21 protein-coding genes are annotated in these 21,590 nt (G+C 50.3%); 5 read left to right on the plus strand and 16 right to left on the minus strand.

Translation table 11 applies throughout. The features are described from left to right. The first annotated feature begins 39 nt into the window (after positions 1–39). Both AC5FXQ_RS08030 and AC5FXQ_RS08035 read left to right on the plus strand, forming a co-directional pair. Complete coding sequence (locus tag AC5FXQ_RS08030) at positions 40–3,066, plus strand: AsmA family protein (protein ID WP_493601957.1); 3,027 nt, start codon at positions 40–42, stop codon at positions 3,064–3,066. Positions 3,067–3,212: 146 nt separating this feature from the next. Then, positions 3,213–4,004, plus strand: coding sequence for a DUF4382 domain-containing protein (locus AC5FXQ_RS08035; RefSeq protein ID WP_493601958.1), 792 nt, complete (start codon positions 3,213–3,215; stop codon positions 4,002–4,004). 121 nt (positions 4,005–4,125) lie between these two features. Here AC5FXQ_RS08035 and AC5FXQ_RS08040 read toward each other — a convergent pair whose 3' ends face one another. The 16 genes from AC5FXQ_RS08040 to AC5FXQ_RS08115 form a co-directional block, all read right to left on the minus strand. After that, the gene (locus tag AC5FXQ_RS08040) at positions 4,126–4,602 is read right to left on the minus strand and encodes a DinB family protein (RefSeq protein WP_007660880.1); all 477 of its coding nucleotides are present in this window, start codon (positions 4,600–4,602) and stop codon (positions 4,126–4,128) included. A gap of 2 nt (positions 4,603–4,604) precedes the next feature. After that, positions 4,605–5,006, minus strand: coding sequence for a DUF6970 domain-containing protein (locus AC5FXQ_RS08045; RefSeq protein ID WP_493601959.1), 402 nt, complete (start codon positions 5,004–5,006; stop codon positions 4,605–4,607). Positions 5,007–5,204: 198 nt separating this feature from the next. Further along, positions 5,205–5,591, minus strand: coding sequence for a diacylglycerol kinase family protein (locus tag AC5FXQ_RS08050; RefSeq protein ID WP_493601960.1), 387 nt, complete (start codon positions 5,589–5,591; stop codon positions 5,205–5,207). Between the two features lie 66 nt (positions 5,592–5,657). Continuing rightward, complete coding sequence (locus AC5FXQ_RS08055; RefSeq protein WP_493601961.1) at positions 5,658–5,990, minus strand: peptide-methionine (R)-S-oxide reductase; 333 nt, start codon at positions 5,988–5,990, stop codon at positions 5,658–5,660. A gap of 23 nt (positions 5,991–6,013) precedes the next feature. Then, positions 6,014–6,409: a methionine-R-sulfoxide reductase gene (locus tag AC5FXQ_RS08060; protein ID WP_493601962.1), complete on the minus strand. Its 396-nt coding sequence runs from the start codon at positions 6,407–6,409 to the stop codon at positions 6,014–6,016. A gap of 105 nt (positions 6,410–6,514) precedes the next feature. After that, the gene (locus AC5FXQ_RS08065; protein WP_493601963.1) at positions 6,515–7,291 is read right to left on the minus strand and encodes an SDR family NAD(P)-dependent oxidoreductase; all 777 of its coding nucleotides are present in this window, start codon (positions 7,289–7,291) and stop codon (positions 6,515–6,517) included. A gap of 138 nt (positions 7,292–7,429) precedes the next feature. Next, entirely contained in the window at positions 7,430–7,960 is a 531-nt protein-coding gene (locus tag AC5FXQ_RS08070) for a GNAT family N-acetyltransferase (protein WP_493601964.1), read from the minus strand. Positions 7,961–8,012: 52 nt separating this feature from the next. Next, positions 8,013–8,492 carry a DUF1905 domain-containing protein gene (locus AC5FXQ_RS08075; RefSeq protein WP_493601965.1) on the minus strand — a complete coding sequence of 160 codons (480 nt, stop codon included), beginning with the start codon at positions 8,490–8,492 and terminating at the stop codon, positions 8,013–8,015. Between the two features lie 264 nt (positions 8,493–8,756). Beyond that, positions 8,757–9,011 carry a hypothetical protein gene (locus AC5FXQ_RS08080; protein ID WP_493601966.1) on the minus strand — a complete coding sequence of 85 codons (255 nt, stop codon included), beginning with the start codon at positions 9,009–9,011 and terminating at the stop codon, positions 8,757–8,759. 22 nt (positions 9,012–9,033) lie between these two features. Continuing rightward, positions 9,034–9,996, minus strand: coding sequence for an SRPBCC family protein (locus tag AC5FXQ_RS08085; protein WP_493601967.1), 963 nt, complete (start codon positions 9,994–9,996; stop codon positions 9,034–9,036). A 94-nt stretch (positions 9,997–10,090) separates the two neighbouring features. Next, positions 10,091–10,468 (minus strand): hypothetical protein, encoded by a 378-nt coding sequence (locus AC5FXQ_RS08090; RefSeq protein ID WP_493601968.1) that lies wholly within the window; start codon positions 10,466–10,468, stop codon positions 10,091–10,093. Positions 10,469–10,487: 19 nt separating this feature from the next. Then, a complete protein-coding gene (locus AC5FXQ_RS08095) occupies positions 10,488–10,853 on the minus strand; it encodes a hypothetical protein (protein WP_493601969.1) in 366 nt (121 codons plus the stop codon). Positions 10,854–10,900: 47 nt separating this feature from the next. Continuing rightward, positions 10,901–11,401, minus strand: coding sequence for a GbsR/MarR family transcriptional regulator (locus tag AC5FXQ_RS08100; RefSeq protein WP_493601970.1), 501 nt, complete (start codon positions 11,399–11,401; stop codon positions 10,901–10,903). 165 nt (positions 11,402–11,566) lie between these two features. Next, positions 11,567–12,589, minus strand: a complete 1,023-nt coding sequence (locus AC5FXQ_RS08105) for a hypothetical protein (protein WP_493601971.1) — start codon at positions 12,587–12,589, stop codon at positions 11,567–11,569. Positions 12,590–13,008: 419 nt separating this feature from the next. Continuing rightward, positions 13,009–14,406, minus strand: coding sequence for a class II fumarate hydratase (gene fumC, locus AC5FXQ_RS08110; protein WP_493601972.1), 1,398 nt, complete (start codon positions 14,404–14,406; stop codon positions 13,009–13,011). Between the two features lie 111 nt (positions 14,407–14,517). Continuing rightward, complete coding sequence (locus AC5FXQ_RS08115) at positions 14,518–15,234, minus strand: hypothetical protein (RefSeq protein ID WP_493601973.1); 717 nt, start codon at positions 15,232–15,234, stop codon at positions 14,518–14,520. A gap of 267 nt (positions 15,235–15,501) precedes the next feature. Between AC5FXQ_RS08115 and AC5FXQ_RS08120 the strand changes: the two genes are divergently transcribed. The 3 genes from AC5FXQ_RS08120 (at position 15,502) to AC5FXQ_RS08130 (ending at position 21,498) form a co-directional block, all read left to right on the plus strand. After that, entirely contained in the window at positions 15,502–18,438 is a 2,937-nt protein-coding gene (locus AC5FXQ_RS08120; RefSeq protein WP_493601974.1) for a CHASE domain-containing protein, read from the plus strand. A 64-nt stretch (positions 18,439–18,502) separates the two neighbouring features. Continuing rightward, positions 18,503–19,888 (plus strand): DNA repair protein RadA, encoded by a 1,386-nt coding sequence (gene radA / locus AC5FXQ_RS08125; RefSeq protein ID WP_493601975.1) that lies wholly within the window; start codon positions 18,503–18,505, stop codon positions 19,886–19,888. 194 nt (positions 19,889–20,082) lie between these two features. Next, complete coding sequence (locus tag AC5FXQ_RS08130) at positions 20,083–21,498, plus strand: redoxin domain-containing protein (RefSeq protein WP_493601976.1); 1,416 nt, start codon at positions 20,083–20,085, stop codon at positions 21,496–21,498. Positions 21,499–21,590: the final 92 nt, after the last annotated feature.

A 21,590-nucleotide genomic window follows, 5' to 3' on the forward strand; every position in this document is an offset into this window, starting at 1 on the left:
AATTATATAGCTTAGCTTTTACTAAACGCAACCATCTATATGAAAAAAGTAGTTATTGGTTTCTTCGTCTTTCTGGCGGTGCTGCTGGCAGCGGCGGCGCTGGTGCCTCTGCTCTTCAAAGATAAAATTAAAGAGGCCCTGGACAAAGAGATCGCCAAGAATATCAATGCATCTGTCATATACGCGACAGATGATGTGAGCCTTTCCCTTTTCAGAGATTTCCCGAACATGTCGCTGGGCGTAGAGAACCTGCTGGTCGTTGGCCAGGATTCTTTTGCGACAGATACGCTGGCGAAGGTTCCTTCTTTCCGCATGGGTCTGGATCTGATGAGTGTGATCAGTGGCAACCGGGTTAAGGTTAACAACATCAAACTCGACGACCCGACTATCCGCCTGCTGGTGCTCAAAAGTGGCAAGGCGAACTGGGACATCTTTATCACCGATACCACCACAACAGCCGAAGCTGATACAGCTGCCAGCGACTTCCGCATGGCGATCAAACGATGGGATATCAACAACGGTACGCTCTATTATGACGACCTGAGCATCCCTTTCGGGCTGGCTGCCTACAATGTGCGCCATACCGGTAGCGGCGACTTTGAGAAGAGCGTATTTGATATGAAGTCTCAAACCCAGGCTGAACGCTTTGTAATGACTTATGATGGGGTGAACTACATCGAGAATGCCGTGCTGGACGCTGACGTGACCATGGAAATGGACCTGGATCAGTACCTCTATACCTTTAAAGACAACAACATCCGCATCAATGAGCTGCCTGTGCAGTTTGCCGGTACTATTTTGATGCCAGAAGACGACATCGACCTGGACCTGACCTTTAAGGCTGTGAACACAGACTTCCGCAGTGTGCTGTCGGTGGTGCCGGGTATGTTCAAGGAGGATTTTAATGACATCAAAACGGAAGGTAACCTGAGTTTTGACGGCTATGTGAAAGGCCGCTATAACGAAACACAGATGCCAGGCTTCGGCACTGAGCTAAAGGTAGCAGATGGTATGTTCAAGTACCCTGACCTGCCGCAGGCCGCCCGCAATATTAACGTAGACATGCGCATCGATAATCCGGATGGCGACATGGAAAATACGGTAGTGGATGTACGCCGCTTCCACATGGACATGGGCAAGAACCCGATTGACGCCCGCGTGCTGGTGAAAGGTATGGAGGTGATGCAGGTAGACGGCAACGTAAAAGCCAGCATCGATCTGGACGAGATGACCAAGGTGTTCCCGGTGGAAGGTATGACGCTGCGAGGTCTCCTGAATGTAGACGCCAATGCCAAAGGTACCTATAGCGAGAAGAGCATGCCTGTGGTAGACGCTGATATGCGCCTTACCAATGGCTATGTGAAGTCAGCCGACTTCCCCGCTCCTATTCAGAATCTGAATGCGGTGGTGAACATCCTGAACAAGACAGGCAACACCGACGACACCCGCATCAACATAGAGCGCTTCAATATGACGCTGGACGGTGAGCCGCTGGAAGGCCGCATGCTGGTGCAAGGTATAGCGCATCCCGCTTTCGACGGCCAGATCAAAGGTATACTGGACCTGGAGAAGCTCACCAAGATCTTCCCGCAGGAAGGTATGACGGTGACAGGCCGCATCAATGCCAACGTGGCTGCCAAAGGGAAAATGTCGGATATTGAAGCCGAAAAGTATAATAATGTGACGGCTAATGGTACGATGGGCATCAGCAACCTGAACTTTGTGAGTACGGATTTGCCGCAAGGCATAAAGATTACCAAAGCCGATGCTGTGTTCAACAATGAGCGTATCCAGCTCAACGATATGAACGGCTTTCTGGGCAAAAGCGACTTCAGAGCCAGTGGCTCGGTATCGAACTACATCGGGTATGCGCTTGCCGAGAACCAGTCGCTGCGCGGCAACTTTAACCTGAGCTCCAACACCTTTAATGTGAATGAGTGGATGGTAGATGAGAACACCGGCCAGACAACTACTGCTGCCAACGAAGCCGAAGGCGTGGTAGAGGTGCCGGACAACCTCGATATCACGCTGAACGTGGATGCCAAGCAGGTGCTCTATGACAACCTGAAGCTAAACAATGTGGGTGGCCGCGTGCTGATCAAAGATAAAATCGCCCGACTCGAGTCAGTGAAGTTCAACACCTTAGGTGGTACCTTCGTGACCAGTGGCAGCTACAACACGCAGAGCCTGAAGCAGCCACTTTTTGATATGCGACTGGATGTGCAGAACCTGAGCTTCAAGGAAGCCTTCAATGCATTCAACACAATTAAAGTAATTGCTCCTATCGCAGGTCTGCTGGATGGTACCTTCTCTACCAAGTTCAACTTTGCCGGAGAGATTGGCCAGGATATGACGCCAGTGTTTAATACGCTGGACGGCTCAGGTATAATCGATGTGGTGAAAGCTGCTGTGCGTGACGTGAAGATCGTGGACCAGATCAGCAGGCTGACCAATTTTGATGAACTGCGAACCTTTGTAGTTGAAAACAAACGCATCGACGCGCAGATCATAGACGGGAGCCTGGTAATTCGTCCGTTTGACCTGAAAGTAGGCGATGTGGATATGACTGTAGGTGGCTCTAATAATGTAAACGGCAACATTGACTATGTAACTGCACTCAATGTACCGGCTGGCAAGATAGGCCGTGAGCTCAATACACGACTGGGTAGCCTGATTGGCAATGAAGCACTAAAGACTTCCGATCGAATTACACTGAACCTGAACATTGGAGGCACACTCTCTGAGCCACGTGTGGCTTTGGCGGGTGGCAGTGCCAAGGGACAGGCCAGGGACTTGGTAGAAAATGTTGTGAAGAGCAAGGTAGATGATGCCAAAATGCAGCTGGAGCAGAAAAAGCAGCAGGTGCAGGACAGCGTACGCAACGAGCTCGAAAGAAGAAAGCTGGAAGCCGAGGAAAAGGCCTGTCAGGAACTGGAGCGCAAGCGACAGGAAGCTGAGCAGAATATCAAAAAACAGGCGACTGATAAAATCACTGATTTCCTGAAGCCGAGATCAAAGCCTGCCACACAGCCTGCTAAACCTGATACCACCAAAGTTCAGCAGTAATGCTTTATAACACTGTATAGGCCGCTATGCTTAGCTTAGCGGTCTATATTTTTTTATAGCTATATACTTTTGTGCAACTTTATGCCGTTTATCCGTATAATGGTTGCTATTTGGCACCCAAGCGGTTTAAACTTAATCCAATTTCTATGAGAACTAAATTTTTGATTCCTTTTCTGATGAGTGGCCTGGTGTGGTTTAGCTCCTGCGACAGCGACTCCGACAGCAATGGCACAGCCCGTATGGAAGTGCGCATGACGGATGCCCCGGGTGACTATGAAGAGGTAAACGTGGACATACGCTCTGTGCAGATTCACAAAGAGAATACTGACAGCGAAAGCGGCTGGCTCACACTCGACGAGATAAACCCAGGTGTATACAACTTGCTTGATTTTGCCAACGGACGTGACACGCTGCTGGCTTCTGCAAACCTACCGGCGGGTACTATTTCACAGATCAGGCTGGTGCTAGGCGAGAACAACTCCGTGAAACTGAAGAATGGCACTGTAGTCGATCTGAAGACGCCAAGCGGGCAAACTTCAGGCGTAAAATTGCAGTTGAACGCCGAACTGAGAGAAGACGTGACCTATGTAGTGCTGCTGGACTTCGACGCAGCCAAGTCGGTTGTGGCCAGAGGCAATGGACAGTATAACCTCAAGCCGGTTATACGAACTGTGACGCAAGCTATAGCTGGCGCTATTCAAGGCAGAGTAACACCTGCCGAGGCCAAGCCAGGCATCTATGTGATCTCAGCAGCTAACGATACTATCGGTGGATTTGCAAATGAGAATGGGGATTTCCTGATCAGAGGTGTAAGAGCAGGTACTTATACAGTAAAATTCTATACCGAGAATGCCGCTCAAGACACTACTTTGACAAACATTAGTGTATCACAAGATCAAGTCAGAAACTTAGGTACTGTTCAGTTGCCAACAAAATAAGACTTAGCATAAAGCTATTCCTTTACTTATAAGTAGTACAAACAAAAGGAGCTCTTCTTCATGAGGAGCTCCTTTTGTTTGTTTAAAGTTTTATTGTTTTTACCGGAGAGTCATCAGGCAACTAATATACCTGCCCCATCAGTTCGCGCACGTACGTCACGTAGTCGGTGTTGGGTGGGTTATGGCCGCACTTGCGCAGGTCAGTAGCTACCTGGGCACGGTGATAAGTGGCGTGGTTGAAGGCGTGCGTCAGGATGTCAAGCACACGGGTGCTATACTTGTGCCCCTGGCTATTGGTGTAATCGATCAGGCGGTTAAACTCCTCCTCATCGGAGTTAGCTACCAGTTCGGCTATTTTATAGGAGGCGTACTGGTGCAGCTTGTGCAGTTCCTCCAGCGTGTGCTCCTGCCATACCTTCACGGGGCTTTCGGTGCCGGTGATGCGGGCGATCCAGATGGCCTGTGCATTGAGGGCGTGGCTGAATAGGCGGCCTGAGTTAGAAGGCAACTCTGGCAGCGAATCGAATACATCTAGCATGGTCTGGTTTGCCCAGATGTTATATTCCGAAAGGTTCTTTAATACGTCGTTTCCAGTCATCTTTAATTATATTCTCTTTTATCTTCCCAAATTAAGGTTTCGTTTGTGCGTGCATCTAAAAAATCCGGGCAGCGACCGTCGCCTTCACCTGTAATGCCGCCCTCGGGCTCACACAGCAGGTTGCCATCGGTGTCGTATACCCTGGCAGGGATGTCGCAGCAGCGGCTGGTGAGGTAGTAAACCTCCTGCTCGTTATAGGTATAGCGGTATACCCTGGCTGGCGGATTGGCCACCTCTTCCTGCTCCAACTCCCTGATAAGCTCGCTCAGCCATCCCGTTGGGGTATCACGCTCCTGCTCCACTTCAGTAGCAACTGCTGTTCGCTTCTCTGTCGTCCGGCAGCTTACCGAAGCGATCAAAACGGATAAGGCAAGTGCCCACTTGAAGGGTTTTAATAGAGGCATAGCGTTCATTTTTTCAAACGGTGCGCAAAGGTAGAAATTTATGGTTAAACACTGGTCATGCTACGGCATTATACCTGGTGCTATCAGTAAAAGAGTACCTAGTCAGACAGAGCGAAACGATCTACGGGCTTATATCAAACCAAAAGCTGGCACCCCTGCAGGTCTTCGTTTATCGGGCTATCCCATTCTTTGCGGTAATTACAATTCAGTGTTTACGTAGTCGACCCAATAAGGTATGAAGATAAGCAAGCCGACTGCCACAGAGGTAATAGCTGCCATCAGCACTCCACCGGCAGCCAAGTCCTTGGTTTTGCCTGCCCATATGTTTTCCTCAGGCGACACCAGGTCGGTAAGCGTTTCGATGGAGGTGTTAAAGATCTCGGCCATCCAGACCAGGCCGATGCAAAGTATAAGCAGGCACCATTCCACCCGCGTGACCTCGAAGCGATAAGCCATGACCAGCACGATGATGCTGGCCAGCACGTGTAGGTGCATGTTCGGCTCGGAGCGAAACACGGCTGTCATACCTTTAAAGGCAAACCGGAAACTGTTGTAGCGACTTCTGATAAACGAGGGTCGGCTCATATGAGAATATATCAGGGTGAGAATATTCAGTTTTTGCTATAATATACTGCAGAAACAGGTATAAAGTTAAGAGGCAGCCCCGCCTTGATTTTCTGCAAAAAGGATGGCTGCCTGGTTAATACAGTAGCGAAGCTGTGTGGGAGTGCGTGCATCTTCGAAAAGGTGGCCTAGGTGCTGGCCGCATTTACTACACAGTAGCTGGGTGCGCTGCCGGTCATAAGTGCTAAGCTCCCTGTGGATAACATGGTCTGCAATCTGCGCCCAAAAGCTTGGAAAGCCTGATCCGACCTCAAATTTTTTGCTGGCCTCAAACAGCGTATTGCCGCAACAGGCACAGACGTAGGAGCCGGTTTCATGCGCATGGTCCGCTGCCGATACCTGTTGCCTGTGCCTGAACATTTGCTTGCAGCTATACCTGCGGTCTACTTCTCCAGGTCTTCGACCGGTACAAATTTCATAGAGAGGGAATTGACACAGTGGCGGATATTCTTCGGGGTGAGGTACTCCCCTTCGAACACATGCCCCAGGTGGCCGCCGCAGTTGGCGCATACGATCTCGGTGCGGTGTCCGTCCGGGTCAGGTACACGCTTCACGGCGCCTGTTATTTCATCATCAAAGCTTGGCCAGCCGCAGTTGGACTCAAACTTGTACTCAGAGGTATAGAGTGGCGCATTGCAGCGGCGGCACAGGTATACACCCTCGCCCTTGAAGTTGTTATACTCCCCAGTTCCTGGGTATTCGGTGCCCTTGCGCACGATGATGCGCTCTTCGTCCGGTGTCAGTTGGTTATATTCAGATGGGTCTTTTGCGATTTTCATAAGCTTATTGGTAATTAGGTTGTGTATACGAAGGTATACAAATAACGCACCGCAAGGGCTTGCCCTGACAGGATGGCTGGGTTATACCCTATTGGCTGGCAATTGCTACGCCCCCTGCCCCACATGCTGCGATAGACCGCCGTCCATAAAGTAGCTTGAGCCGGTAACGTAGTCTGAGTCAGAAGAAGCCAGAAACAGCGCTACCTTAGCGATCTCCTCAGGTTTGCCCGCCCGCTTCATCGGGATGTTCTGTTCACTTTCCTGGCGGGCCTCTTTGTCATCAACCGCCTCCTGGTTCATAGGTGTCAGGATCATGCCGGGGCAAATGTTGTTCACGTTGATGCCATCCTCTGCCAGTTCCAGCGCCAGGGTGCGGGTGAGGTTGCGCACGCCGGCCTTGGAAGCGCAGTAGTCTGCCGTGCCCGCCGACACGATCTCCTCGTGCACCGACGACACATTGATGATCTTGCCTTTGCCGCCCTTTTGTTTGCGATGCCTGATAAAAGCACGGGAGCAGAAGAAGGTGCCGTACAGATTGGTCTTGATTGTTCTGTCGAAAACTTCGGTGTCCATGTCGGCTACATTGATGCCAGAGCCATTTACTGCTGCGTTATTCACAAGTATGTCGATGGAGCCGAACTCGCTCAGGGACTGCTCAAAGAGTTTTTCCACAGCCTGCTCATCACTGATATCCACCTGCAGCACCAGGCCTTTGCGGCCGTGCTTCTTTACTTCGCTCAGCGTCTCTTCAGCGCCTTCCTTATCGGTGTGGTAAGTAACGACTACGTCAGCTCCTTCTTTGGCGTATTCGATTGCGGTAGCTTTTCCTATGCCCGAGTCGGATCCGGTGATCAGGGCAACTTTGTTTTTCAGTTTGTCCATTGCTTAGGTTTTAGAGGTATGGGTATAAAGCATATGTAATCATACTTATGGTAATAGCAGATGGTTGTGATGCAGTGTGGAGCAAGTTGAAGAGCGCCTGAGCAGGTGCATGACCGGAAGCAGGCAGGTAAGTGTGTACTACTCCGCTAGCCGGTATATGAGCGGGTGCCGTTCGCTGACAAAATGCGCTACCGTTTCAGCTGAGATGGCAGCGGGGTAAGACATGAGCAGCAATGTAAGCGGCTGTTGCCCCTGGTGGTAAGGAGGCTGTTGGTAGGTGTGATGATTCAGGGTGAAGCCGCTCTGTTCATAAAACCGGATACGGCGCTGCTGAATTTCTTCTTGTGGCGGCTCCACTTCTAAAAGCACAGGTCTTGTGCTGCGGCCTGTGAAGGCCTCCAGTATAAGTTTGCCATAACCCCTGCCACGCAATGCCGGAGTCGTTGCAAAATGCTCTATGTAGCGCACTTCCTCAAAGCTCCACCACAGCAGTATACCTACCAGCGCATCCTTCTGCAGTATAAGCTCGAAATGGTAGCTGGCATGGGGCATAATATCGAGCTGCCAGTGCAAGGGACGCCGCTCTTCCAACGGAAAAGACTGCTCGTACAGCTCCCAGGCTTCTTCAAAGTAATGGTGTGATGTGTTCGTTAGTCGGAGGTGCTCCATACCGGATTGGCTGTAAGAGGACAGCCTTATTAGGCTGCTACAAAGTTAAGCGCTATTTCTGGTGCAGCTTCTGATTGCTCAGCAGTTTTTGGATCGTCTGGACGATGCGTTCCACTTTGGTCTCGTCGGTTTTGGCAGCATATACCCAGTCCACCATGGCTTTCTGCTCTCCATCTGTGCACTTCAGGAATTTCTGGTAGGCAGTGGGCTCGTCCTGCAGGCAGAGCAGCAGTTCTTCGGGGATTTCCTGTGGCGTGTTATCAGCGTATAGCGTTACCTGAACCCAGTCGCCCGCCTCCTTCTTTATCTTCTTCCGGATCTCCGCCTTCACCGGCAGGAAAAGCTGCCCATTGCCCATCGGCATCAGGTTGAAGCCTTTGATTTCGTAGCCATCAATGGTGCCTCTCACCCTGACCCAGTTGAAGTAGGCATGCTTGTCAGGTAATATCTCGGGTATAGCCGCATAGGTCCAGCCGCCTTTGCCCGGGAACTTCTCGAGCAGGTATAGTTTATCAGTGAGGGGTTGGGACATAATTAAACTGATTTGCGGTTTGATAGCTGCGGGTTATAGTAAATTGCATACGACTTTGATCAGAATGTAATAAGGTCGAAATACCTTACTGTAAAATAAACGCCGACATAAGTAGCTAACAAGGCCGGAGGAATAGCCAAGGTATAAGCTAACCACTTGGCAACATTTCTGCGCTTGCTATAGCTGAGCCATATAAGGGCCACAGTTATTGTAACCAAAGAAAATGGCAGCAATGACTCTATAAGGTTTGGTCTATATTCTCTGCTAAAATGCTCTATAAACAGCAATGCCGGCCAGCTGAAAAACATGATCAGTAAGGCTATTGTCAGCAGTACAGCCCCAACTTTTGGTTGAAAAAAAATGGAGCCAGCTAAAAAAACCGAATACTAATATGGAGCTATAAAAGCTAATCAATGGCATTATGGAGCTAAATCCTGCAGATACACTCAAATAAGCTGCAAAGAGAAGATATGTTGCTGCTGCAGCTAGCAATGATACTAAATAAGAGACAATTTTCATTTTCGTTGCTCCTGCAGTTAAGTTATATACTCTCTGAGCGCTGCTTCTCAATTTTCAAAATGTTATTCTGAATGTCTTTCATAATCCATTTTCCCCACAGTCCGGCATAGAAATTAAAAGTCGTGTTCATTTTGAAATAGCTGTACAGGTGCAGGCGGTGCGTGCCGTTGGGCAGTTTTTCGAGTTCGTACGTCCCGCTGAGCACATCGAAGTAGTCCCCTCCTATTACAACATGCTCGTCGAGTGTAGTGGATGGAATTTCGTGTGGATGTGCCTTGATGTTGAACACCATTTTCTGCTGGTCCTGGTATTCTGTTACCGTTTCGTGAAAGACAAGGCCATTGGTGAAAATGGCTTTCCGATAGGCGCCCACCCCTTCGTAATTCAGCTCCGCTTTCACAGGCCTCGGGAAACCGAGTGCTCTGGTGAGGTAGCCGGTGTCTTCCTCTTCTGGAATCTCCGTTACCCTGGTCACGTTGCGCCAGATCTTATCCGCCGGCGCATCGATGTCGATGTAGGTATAGGCTTTGTAGGTACCAGGAATAGAATCGATCAGGCTCTCAAGGGGAGACAGTAGCAGGGGAAGTAGCATAAGGGTAGAAATGCTGAGTTTGTTGTCCATATTCCGTGCTTTCAGGTAGCCCCCTAATAAGCCACCAAGCGAAGCGGCGATAAGGAACACAGGCAGTATCATCAGCCAGCATGCCCAGCCCTCCAGTGCCAATGCAAGCGTAATCACAAAGAACAGGAAGACAGGTATCCAGGGAGCGATTATTCTGTAGCTGGCTTTCCTTGCCTTGCTCGCGTCGGACAGGTATACGGTCAGTGCACCGACAATTGTAGGCAGGCAAAACAGGAAGGTGACCGTCATGACAGAAAACAGCTTCTCCCACGTCTCAACCCCAAACAGGAGCCTCAGAACGACTGCGTAGGCTGTGGGTATTCCAATTGCTATAAGTGTGGTGCGTAAACTTCTCTTGTTCATTTATAGGGGCTTTTGCGATGCTACAGGTATAAGTTTGCTGGTAATGGTTCAAAAGGAAGCAGCCCCTGCCGGAGCTGCTCCAGACTTAAGATGCTTAGGCTTTTACTTCGCTAACCTGCACTTTCTCTTTCGCTTTGCGCTTGCCTCGGAAGAACAGGTATAAATTCAGGAACAGCATAATGCCGAGGTAGATAGAGAAGCCGCCTAGTTTGTGGCTCAGTGCTTCGATCAGGTCCTGGGGCGTGAAGATTCCGGTCATCTTGAGAATAAGCAAGGCAGCCCCAATGTTCATCAGGTAGAAACCGATCTCAAAGAGTCTGTTGGTGGCCAGGGCGATCTCCTCCCGGCCGTTGAAAATGTCCAGCATAAAGATCTGGCTGTTTTTAAAGAGTGTGCGGGCTACCAGCACGGTCATCAGTAAGGCGATTGGCAGATAGATCAGGTATCCTTTTACCATTAGTGCATTTTCCATGGCTTTGTCTGTTTATGGTTTATAGTTTATTTGTGATTTGATTTTTCCGACTGATCAGGTATAGCACCGCCAAATTGAAGAAGTGAATGCCGCCCAGTGAGACTAAAATGATGCCGACCCGGCTGCTCAGCACTTCAATCAGCTGCTCGTAGGTATAGATCGGCAACTGCTGCACCATCAGCACAAACACATAGCCCACATTGAGCAGGTAGTAGCCCGTGAGCAGCACCTTGTTGATGGGGTCGATCAGTTGTTCGTTCTGCTGAAAGATCTGCTGCAGGTATAGCCTGCCGTTTTTGTACAGACTCTTCCCTACCCAGTATGTCACAAAGACTCCTATCGGGAGATAAATTGAGTAAGCGAGGATGGTCAGGTCTGTGTTCATAATTATTCAGTATTTTCAATAATTATTGAAACATATCAACAAAAAATTTAGCGTGTAATCTTACCCAGGATCTTGAAGAACCAGTTCGAGTTAGACTGTATAAAAGTATTGATCACAGAGTCGGCCTGCCTGGCAAAACCCTTCAAATTCGTCGTCACTTTCTTGAACTCCTGCACCTCTTTGCCCTCACCCTGCACAGCCGATACCTCGTCCAGCAATCTGATGATCGGATCCAGCTCCCGCTTCCTACGTTCCTTGGCCACCTGGGTAGCCAGCACCATCGGGTCTTTGTCGGTAACGAAATACTCTTTCCGCTCACCCGGCTTCAGCACTTTCTTGGCAAGTCCCCAGTCTAGCAGCGCCCGAATGTTCATGTTGGCATTGCCTCTCGATATCTTGAGGTCTTCCATGATCTCTTCAGTAGAGAGCGGCTCTGTCGCGATCATTAAAAGCGCGTGTATCTGGGCCATGGTACGGTTTACCCCCCAGCTCGACCCCAGGCTGCCCCATGCTTCTATGTACCGCTCTTTTGCTTCGCTGTATTCCATGACACAATGATAATATTTATTTCATAACTTTCAAATATTATTGAAAATAAAATTACTTTATCCACTTGCCTGTATTTATAAAGGTTACCCAAAACTGATGTAATCTGCAGAAATAAAAAAAGCAGCCCTTTGCAGAGCTGCTTTCCAGTTTATTATATTCCAATCTTACTCTTCTAATTTAAGCGGGTAATTGGTGCAGCGGGCTTCTACTACCCTGAAGTTGCCATAGTGTTTCTTCAGTGAAGCGGTGGGGTCTTCATTTACAGGTATAAGCTGTTTTTCACGGCGCTGCGTTTCTATCTGAAGAGTTTCACCTAAGGGGTTGGCCTCTGAAGCTGCGATCTTAAACACAGTGCCTGGCTTCATGCCTTTCGCCTCAAAAACCACGTTGCTGCTGTTCCCCTCCTGCACCGATTTAACAGTGACGTTAGCAGGCTGCTGACCGGTATACTCCAACCACAGGGTATGCACATCCTGATAGCGGGCTTCATCGTAACGACCTTGTCCTTCAACACAAAGCTGCAGGCGGGCAATGGCACCGGAGCCTGTCTTGCTGCCTTCGGCCCCAAAGGTTACAACGGCTTTGGCCACTTCCGGAACATTGTCAAACCACACGAACGAGACTTCATTCTTGCCATTGGCAGGAATTTCTTTTTGCACCAGCAACTGTCCGGTACGGCTGTATAATGCCACCTTAGAACCTTTGTCCTCTTCGGCAATGTCGGTGAACACCATAGTTTTCATGGTGACGGAGCTCACCGGCGAAAAGTCCAGTGTAATACGGCCGCCTTTACGGTTGGCTTTCATGCCCGACTTGTCTCCTACAGTTAGCAAGCCAGACATGCCGTCAAACCGAGCGTCCATAAAGTTAACCAGGTCCGTTGCTGGGTCGTGCGCGTCGAGCAGTACGGCCTCCGTTTCGGGAAGGTACTTGCCGTTGTGACCACGACGCTGTGCCTTTACAATCATCACGGCACCGTCTTCTTCTATCACATCGGCTTTGCGGGGCAGTTCGCCCTCTCCAAACGACTGCACCAGGTTACAGGTAGTAGGGTCGTAGCCTCTCAGGTCTTGCTGCTGGCTGGCCTGCATCGGCTCAACCTGGTCTTGTTCTGCATTGCGTTCACAAGAGAATAAGAAAATACTGGCAAAAGCTATGGCGAGGGTTTTTGTACTGAATGCTTTCATACGAAATATGCTAGGGTGAAAAATAAAGAGAATACAGCCTGAGAACCTATCACAGGTATATACATATAAATTGTATTATATATTGGTAATTGATTTAACTAATATTAAGCAAAGGCGAACCTTTTGCAATGCGGTCCGACTGACCGGAATGTCTGTTTCTGCAATACGAGGGGATAATCCACTGATTTGAAGCTTCTGAATTGGGATACGTGACTTCTTTTAGAACGGTTTGTAGAATTGTGCTAAAATTTAAATTTTTTATGATGAGCAACTGAAAAAATGCCATGAAGACGATTTCTGATAGAGATCTTTAAATTCAGCTCAGCCAGATAAGTTGTACAGAAACCGATGACAAATAAAAAAGGCAGCCCCGTAAAGGCTGCCTTTTGCTATTGCGTATGTTGTGTGTTAGGGGGCGCTTATTTTTTCAAGCTGCCAATCATGTCCTCTGGCTTCACCCACTCGTCGAACTGCTCGTTGGTAAGATGGCCAAGCTCGATGGCTGCCTGACGAAGCGTGGTGCCCTCTTTGTGTGCTTTCTTCGCGATGGCGGCAGCTTTGTCGTACCCGATGTGCGGGTTCAGTGCCGTTACCAGCATCAGGGAGTTCTCCAGGTTGTGCTTAATGCGCTCTCTGTTTGGCTCTATACCTACGGCGCAGTGCTTGTCGAACGAGTCGCAGGCGTCGCCGATCAGCTGGGCGCTCATCAGCAGGTTGTAGATCATCACCGGCTTGAACACGTTCAGCTCGAAATGGCCGTTCATGCCACCTACCGAGATGGCCACATCGTTACCGATCACCTGTGCGCAAACCATCGTCATGGCCTCAGCCTGCGTAGGGTTTACCTTGCCTGGCATAATTGAAGAGCCCGGCTCGTTTTCAGGTATAAGGATCTCAGCTATACCTGAGCGCGGACCAGAAGCCAGCAGACGGATGTCGTTGGCGATCTTCATCAGGGATACAGCCAGCTGCTTCAGGGCACCAGAGGTTTCTACCATCGCATCGTGTGCGGCAAGGGCCTCAAACTTGTTAGGAGCCGTGCGGAACTCGTGACCGGCATACTTAGAGATTTTGTCAGCAACCAGCTCAGCATAACCAGCCGGTGTGTTCAAGCCTGTACCTACGGCCGAGCCGCCCAGTGCCAGGTCCTTCAGGTGGTCCAGCGTGTTTTCCAGCGCCTTCATGCCGTATTCCAGCTGCTTTACGTAGCCAGAAAGCTCCTGGCCCAGTGTCAGTGGCGTAGCGTCCATCAGGTGCGTACGGCCGATCTTCACCACATCCATAAACTCCTCTGACTTCGCCTTCAGCGTGTCGTGCAGTTTCTTCACCATTGGCAGCGTGTGCTCTACCACCTTCTTGTAGGCGGCAATGTGCATGGCTGTCGGGAAGGTATCGTTAGACGACTGCGACTTGTTCACATCGTCATTTGGGTGGATTTTCTTTTTCTCGTCCATCAGGCTGCCACCAAGCAGTACGTGCGCACGGTTGGCCACCACTTCGTTCACGTTCATGTTCGACTGCGTGCCCGAGCCTGTCTGCCATACCACCAGCGGGAACTGGTCGTCCAGCTTGCCTTCCAGCACCTCGTCGCATACCCTCGAGATAATCTCAGCTTTGTCCTGCGCCAGAACACCCAGCTCAGCATTGGCCTGCGCCGCTGATTTTTTCAGGATAGCGAAGGCTTCAATGACCTCTTTCGGCATCTGCTGACCACCGATGGTGAAGTTTTCTTTTGAGCGCTGTGTCTGCGCGCCCCAGTATTTGTCGGCAGGCACCTCAATCGGGCCCATCGTGTCTTTCTCTACGCGAACTTGCATATCGTTTATACTTAGGTTTAAAGGATCAGTTTAACTGTGGCAAAACTACGAAAAATATTCTTTTACGGCCGCTTTACAGGTATAATCAAGGTATAGCTTATACCTGCAAGTCTAGCGGATCACACGCTTGCCTGAGCGGTCAACCATCAGGGCGATCATATCCAGCGAAACAGGCTTCAGGTAGGCTGTGTTGAGCACCGTCTGGTCATCAAACGTGATCAGGTATTCTCCCTCTGTGCCCATGTAGTGAATGCTTTCAATGGCTTCATGCGGGTAAGTGCGCTCCTGGTTGAGCAGGTTGGTCACCTGCACCTGGTTTTCGTCCACGTTCACGTGCCAGCGCATGGCAAACCAAAGCACAACCAGCGAGAAGCCCAGCATTACGCCAAACAGGATGCTGTAGAGGCGGATGGAGCGAAGTCCCTCCTGCTGACGAAGGTACTGCTTGTACAGGTCATAGTCCTGGTTGAGCAGCGTGCTTTGTGAAAGTCGGAGTGGCAGCAGCGCCATCGTGAGTCCCAGCAGAAGGCCTGGCGCAAAGAAAGCCTTGAAGTTAGGCGTCATCACGAACATGTGCTCAGAAGACAGGTGCAGGATGCTGGAAAGCATGGCCAGTGCCCCTGAGAAGAAAACGGACAGTACCGAAGCGAAAACAAAGTAGGCCAAAGTCAGTTGCCACTCCTTCTTCTGGAGGTAGCGGGACTCGTCAGCACTTAATTGAGCCTGCTGCCCTGCCGGCGATAGCCGGCGAAGCGCATAGCGTAGCACAGGTAGCAATATGGCCACGGCTATGAAGCTCATCAGCAGGCTTTTCAGAATATCTATCATGATAAAAAGGTATTTGCCGTAAAATTAACACGCAATGCCCAATTTACGGCAGAAAAACAGCAGTATCCACTTAATAAGTGGCAGTTCGGGCGTAATGGAACGACAGGGTAAGACTTACTGCAGCGTCTGGATATTAAGCCCCTCAAATGTTGCAGGAGATACAATAATTTAGTTATTTTTGATGATCTAACCATTGAACTAAGTGCTTCTGCCGGCCGTTGTTTTGCGCAAGGCCGGTGTTTTTTTGAATAGCCTGTTCATTTATCTATGAAACTTTCCAAACTGGTAGCGTTTGTCCGGGAGTATCTGATCGCGATCTCTTCTTTTCTGCTTATTTTTTTACTCACGCTTTTTATTTATTCAGAGACAAAAAAGAAGGCACTGGAGCGCAACGAGAAACTCTTTGAACTGAAAGCTACTCAGGCTACCCAGGCGTTGGAATTGCGTATGCGTGACTATATGCAGATTCTGGTGGGAGCCAAAGCCTTATATGTAGCTTCCGATACAGTGACCCGCGAAGACTGGGAGCAGTACTACAGCACACTCAAACTCGAAGAAAACTATCCCGGCATCCAGGGAGTGGGCTATACCCATTTTGTAAAGCCTGACGAACTGCCTGCTCATATTTCCCGCCTGCGTAAGGAGGGGTTTAAAGATTTTGCTATCCGTCCGGAGGGCCGACGAGCTGTTTACACTTCCATTATTTACCTGGAGCCCCTTGATGCACGTAATCGGCGTGCCATTGGCTTCGATATGTTTAGTGACTCTGTAAGGCGCTCGGCTATGCAAATGGCCCGTGACACCCGCAAGCCTGCCATGTCAGGCAAGGTAAGGCTGGTGCAGGAGACAGGCGTGGACGAGCAGGCCGGATTCCTGATTTACCTGCCCATCTACCAGGGCAATGCCGAACCTGAGGCTATAAAAGAGCGGCAGCGGCTGATAGAGGGCTTTGTGTATAGCCCCTTTCGGGCCAAAGACCTGATGATGGCCATCTGGGGGAGCAATTTTAATGACCTGGATATCGAGGTATACGATGGTACTGGCTTAGGGAAAGATGACGTGCTTTACAGCACAGGCGAGGAGCTGTACTATCACGCAAATAAAAAGCGTGAGCTTGATATGCTCAGCACACTCAGCATCGGCAACCATACCTGGCGCGTGTACTGCTCAGCCAAGCCGTCGTTTGTGCGCTCAGCCGATACCGAGCTACCTTACTTTATTTTGCTGGGCGGTACGATCATTAGTTTGCTCATGTTCTTCATTATCTGGTCGCTCATCAACACACGCCGCTCCAACAGCCTCAAGCAGACCATCACCGACAATGCCACTGCCGCGCTGTTTATCATCGACTCAAACGGCAACTGTACTTTCATGAACCCGGCCGCTGAGGAAATGACCGGCTACGATTTTAAGGAGGTGCAAAACAGATCACTGCATGAAATGGTGCATCATAGCAGGCCAGACGGTTCGCATTATCCTGTAGTTGAGTGCCCGCTTCGAAACGCCCTCCATAACCAAAAGTTGAAGCAGGTATACGACGAAGTATTTATCCGGAAGGACGGAAGTTTCTTCGATGTGTCTTGCTCGGTGCACCCGATTGAGGACGGAAGCAGGGATGCTTATGCCATTATTGAAGTGCGTGATATCACAGAAGAGAAGAGAGCCCAGCAAGCTATTATCGAAAGCGAGGCCCGCTTCCGCACCATGGCTGACAATGCCCCGGTAATGATCAGTATACTGGATATCTGGAAGCAGAGTGTGTATGTAAACAGACAGTGGCTCGACTTTACAGGCCGCACCTTCGAAGACAGCATTAACTTCGGCTGGCAGCAGGTTATCCATCAGCAGGATCTGGCAGCATTTGAGGAGCAGTATAACCAGTCGCAGGCTTCGGAGGCCGGCTTCAGGGCTGAGGTACGCATGCGCCGCTATGACGGGCAGTACCGCTGGATGGTAGCGACCTGCACGCCTCGTTTTGGTGCCGATGGCGACTTCCTGGGGTATATCAGCTCTACCATCGACATCACCGATATAAAAGAAGCGGACCGCAAGGTGAAGCAGAATGCCGAGCTTCTGCAAAAGCTATTCGTTGAAGTACCTGCACTGGTGGGGCTGGTACGGGCTTCGGACCAGCAGTACCTGTTGGCCAACCCGCTTTACCGCAAGCTCTTCGGCAACCGCCTGTTAGTAGGCAAAACGCTGCGTGAAGCCCATGCAGAGCTGGCACATCAGGGTATACTGGAAGAGATAGACCAGGTGTTCAGCACCGGCACCCCTTACGTGGGCAAAGAAGTGCCGCTTATGATTGACCGGCATAACGACGGTAAACTCACACAGAGCTACTTCAATATTGTGATACAGCCGCTCATGGATGCCAAAGGCAAGCCAGAGGCGGTGCTCATTTTCGCAGTGGAGGTAACAGAGCTGGTTAAGGCCCGCACGAAACTGGTATCGACCAACGAGGAGCTGAGCCTCAAAAACATGGAACTGCTGCGCACCAACAATGACCTGGATAACTTCGTCTACACTGCCTCGCATGACTTGAAGTCTCCTATCGCCAACATGGAGGGACTGTCCAATATGCTGCGTGATATACTGGAGGGCAAGCTGGAGAGCGAAGACAAGCAGTTGCTGGATATGCTGGCTGAGGCAATCGACAAGTTAAAGCGCACAATTGCCGACCTGGCTGAGATTACCAAAGTGCAGAAAGGACTGCATGCCAAGGTAGAGCCGCTGTCGTTTGAGCAGGTACTGCAGGATGTGATGCTGGATATTGATAGCCTCGTAAAGGAATCCTATGCGAAGGTAGAGGTTGATTTTCAGATAAAAGATCTGCTGTATGCCCGTAAAAACCTGCGAAGTATCATCTACAACCTGGTGTCGAATGCGATCAAGTACCGCAAGGCCGAGGTTGCTCCGGAGGTGCGCATCAGTACATACCTGGAGGATGGCTATGTGGTGCTGCGGGTGCAGGATAACGGACTTGGCATCAAGAAAGGCCAGGAACACAAGCTGTTTGATATGTTCAAGCGCCTGCACAACCATGTGGAGGGTACAGGTATAGGCCTGTATATTGTGAAGCGCATCATCGAAAACAACGGTGGCCGCATAGAAGTAGAAAGTGAGCTAGGCCAGGGTACTACCTTCCGGGTATACTTTAAGCAGGCGCCGGTGCAAGTGCCAGTGCAGTCACAGCAGGTATAGCTTTCATAATCATTTTAAGAACGAGCCAGCTCTGAGCAAAAGGGCTGCATAGGTATAAAGCAGAATGGCTAAGATCAAAACTTCATATTTCTGTCAGAACTGCGGGGCGCAGTCGGCCAAGTGGATTGGCAAATGCCCTGCCTGCGGCGAGTGGAACACCTACGTGGAGGAAGTGGTGCAGCGTGAAGAACTCACCCCCACCAGTGTCTGGAAAGTAGGCAACACCAGTAGTTCGGCGCAGGTAGCGAATAAGCCAAAGCCGATCGCCGACATCAGCTACCAGGAGCAGCAGCGCATCCAGACGGTGGACCAGGAGCTGAACCGGGTGCTGGGCGGTGGCATTGTGCCGGGCTCTATGGTGCTCATTGGCGGCGAACCAGGTATAGGCAAGTCTACCCTGATGCTGCAGATCGCCCTGAGCCTGACGGGGCTGCGGGTGCTGTATGTAAGCGGCGAGGAAAGCGAACACCAGATCAAGATGCGGGCCGAGCGCCTCAATGCCCAGACCTCAGACTGCTTTATCCTGACCGAAACAGGCACGCAGAATATTTTTAAGCAAATAGAGCAGCTGCGTCCGCAGGTACTCATTATTGACTCCATTCAGACGCTGCACTCCTCCTTTATAGAGGCCGGGGCCGGCAGTGTAAGCCAGGTGCGGGAGTGTACGGCCGAACTGCTCAAATTTGCCAAAGAAAGCGGCACCCCCGTTTTCCTGATCGGCCACATCACCAAAGAAGGCAATCTGGCAGGCCCTAAGATACTGGAGCATATGGTAGACACAGTGCTAACGTTCGAAGGCGACCGCCACATGACCTACCGTATCCTGCGCACGTCCAAGAACCGCTTCGGCTCCACCTCTGAACTAGGTATATACGAAATGCTGGGCACAGGCCTGCGCGAAGTAAGCAACCCATCCGAGATCCTGATTTCGCAACGGGAGGATGCTTTCAGTGGCATCGCCATTGGTGCTACGCTGGAAGGCAACCGACCGCTGCTGATCGAAGTGCAGAGCCTCGTAACACCTGCTACTTACGGCACCCCGCAGCGAACCAGCACCGGCTTCGATGGCAAACGCCTGAACATGCTGCTGGCTGTGCTGGAGAAGCGCGGCGGGTACAGACTGGGTACGCAGGACGTGTTCCTCAACATAGCCGGCGGCCTGAAGGTAGAAGACCCTGCGCTTGACCTGGCTGTGTGCGCCTCTATCCTCTCCTCTTTCGAAGACATTGCTATACCCAGCACCTCCTGTTTTGCAGCGGAGGTAGGGCTTGGGGGCGAGGTGCGAGCCGTCAACCGCATCGAGAACCGCATTACGGAAGCAGAAAAGCTAGGCTTCCGGGATATCTACATCTCCAAATACAACAAGAAGGGGGTGGACCTGAGCAAATTCTCCATCAATGTGCATGCTTTTGGACGATTAGAAGAAGTGTTTGCTTCACTCTTTGGGTAGAATTGTGCTTTAAGCAGGAAGTAGTTCTATCTTTCGTATAATTTCAGGGGCAGTATTGGGAATTGGAATTATAATCTATAAAATTAATGTTCAGTGCGTTAGCTGCGATCTTGCTATCATATATGGCAAGCTAGAATTAGCAGCTAATTGGACCGAAAATTAGATTTTATAAGACACCTCTACCCACTGTACCTATGAAACGAATGCTTATACTGTTGCTGGCATGTATGCTGGCAACACATTCCTTGTTGGCTCAAGGTACCGTTACCATTACGGGCAAAGTTCAAAAAGGCCAGAAGGATGACATCTTCATCGCTTCTCTCCCCTCTTTATTATTTCCGGAAGAACAGCACACGTTTGCTGAGATCAGTAACGGGCACTTCAGGCTTGAGCTGCCGGTTAGCAAACCCCTTACGGTAGAACTGGTGTACGGCAACGAATCAGCTCCGCTATACCTGGAACCGGGCTTTGAGCTACAGATAACCTTTACAGCTGGCAAGATGCTCAAGTCACTCAAATACAGCGGACAAGGTGCGAATGAAAATAACTACCTGGCCCTGCATGCCTACCGTTTCGATGAAGAGGAAGACTACCAGACCCTGCCCGACAATGTAAAGCTCTCAGAGAAAGAGTTTCTGCAATTTCTGGATTATCGCAAAGAAGATCAGCTGGCCATCTTTGAGAAGAAAATAGCAGCGAAGCCGGTAAGCGAGCATTTCAGACAGCTCATACTTGCCGAAATTGAATACAGCTACGCCAATGATCGTCTCACCTTTTATGATATGCGTGAGCTGATGAGGCTGCCGGTGCAGCTCAGCCCTTCTGCCAGCTACTTCGACTTTTTGCAGCAGCTGGACATGGAGCAGCCGACAAGCCTGGAGTCCATCAGTTTTCCAGCCTTTCTGCGCAATTATATCAAGTTTATAGGGGAGCAAGCCCAGCTAGAGGCAAGTGACATACATTATTATAAAAAGGTATACGAGCAAGTGAGCCATACCTTGCAGGCGCAGGCGCAGGTAATGGCGCAGGCTTACATAATACGTCAGTCGCTGCAGCAGGGCAATGTGCTGCATGTGCCTGCCATGCTGCAGGATTTTAGCCAACATAAAGCCGTGGCTGACGTGTACGCCACATTGCTGCAGCAGTACGAAAGCCACCCGGGCTTAGGTATAGGCAGTGCGGCTCCTGACTTTAGTCTGCAGGATATAAACGGGCAGTTGGTGTCGCTCAGCGATTTTAAAGGCAAGATTGTATACCTGAGCTTCTGGCGTACCGACTGTGGTCTGTGCATGGTAGAGCAACCGCACGCGCAGGAACTGGCCCGGAAACTACAGCCCCATGATGTAGTGCTCATCAACATCGGAGTGGATGAGAATGAGCAGTCCTGGCGCAGTGTGGTGCAGTCAAGAGGCTTTGGAGGGGTGCAGCTATACCTAAAGGGGCAAGGGCACGAACTGGCTCGTCAGTATGGCCTCAAAGATGTGCCGGCTTACTTCCTGATAGACGAGGACGGCACGATCCTGAGCACAAAGCCCCGCCGACCCATAGACCGTGAAGCCGAAAAGGAAATTCTGCAGCATGTGATGAGTAACAGAGCTTCCCGCAGGTAATAGCTATACCTGACTATATAAAGCCGCCTATGTTCACAAGCATGGGCGGCTTTCTTTTTGAGTCCAATGCCTCCGTTTATGAGGGCATCAAT

Source organism: Pontibacter sp. LHS1 (assembly GCF_058932855.1).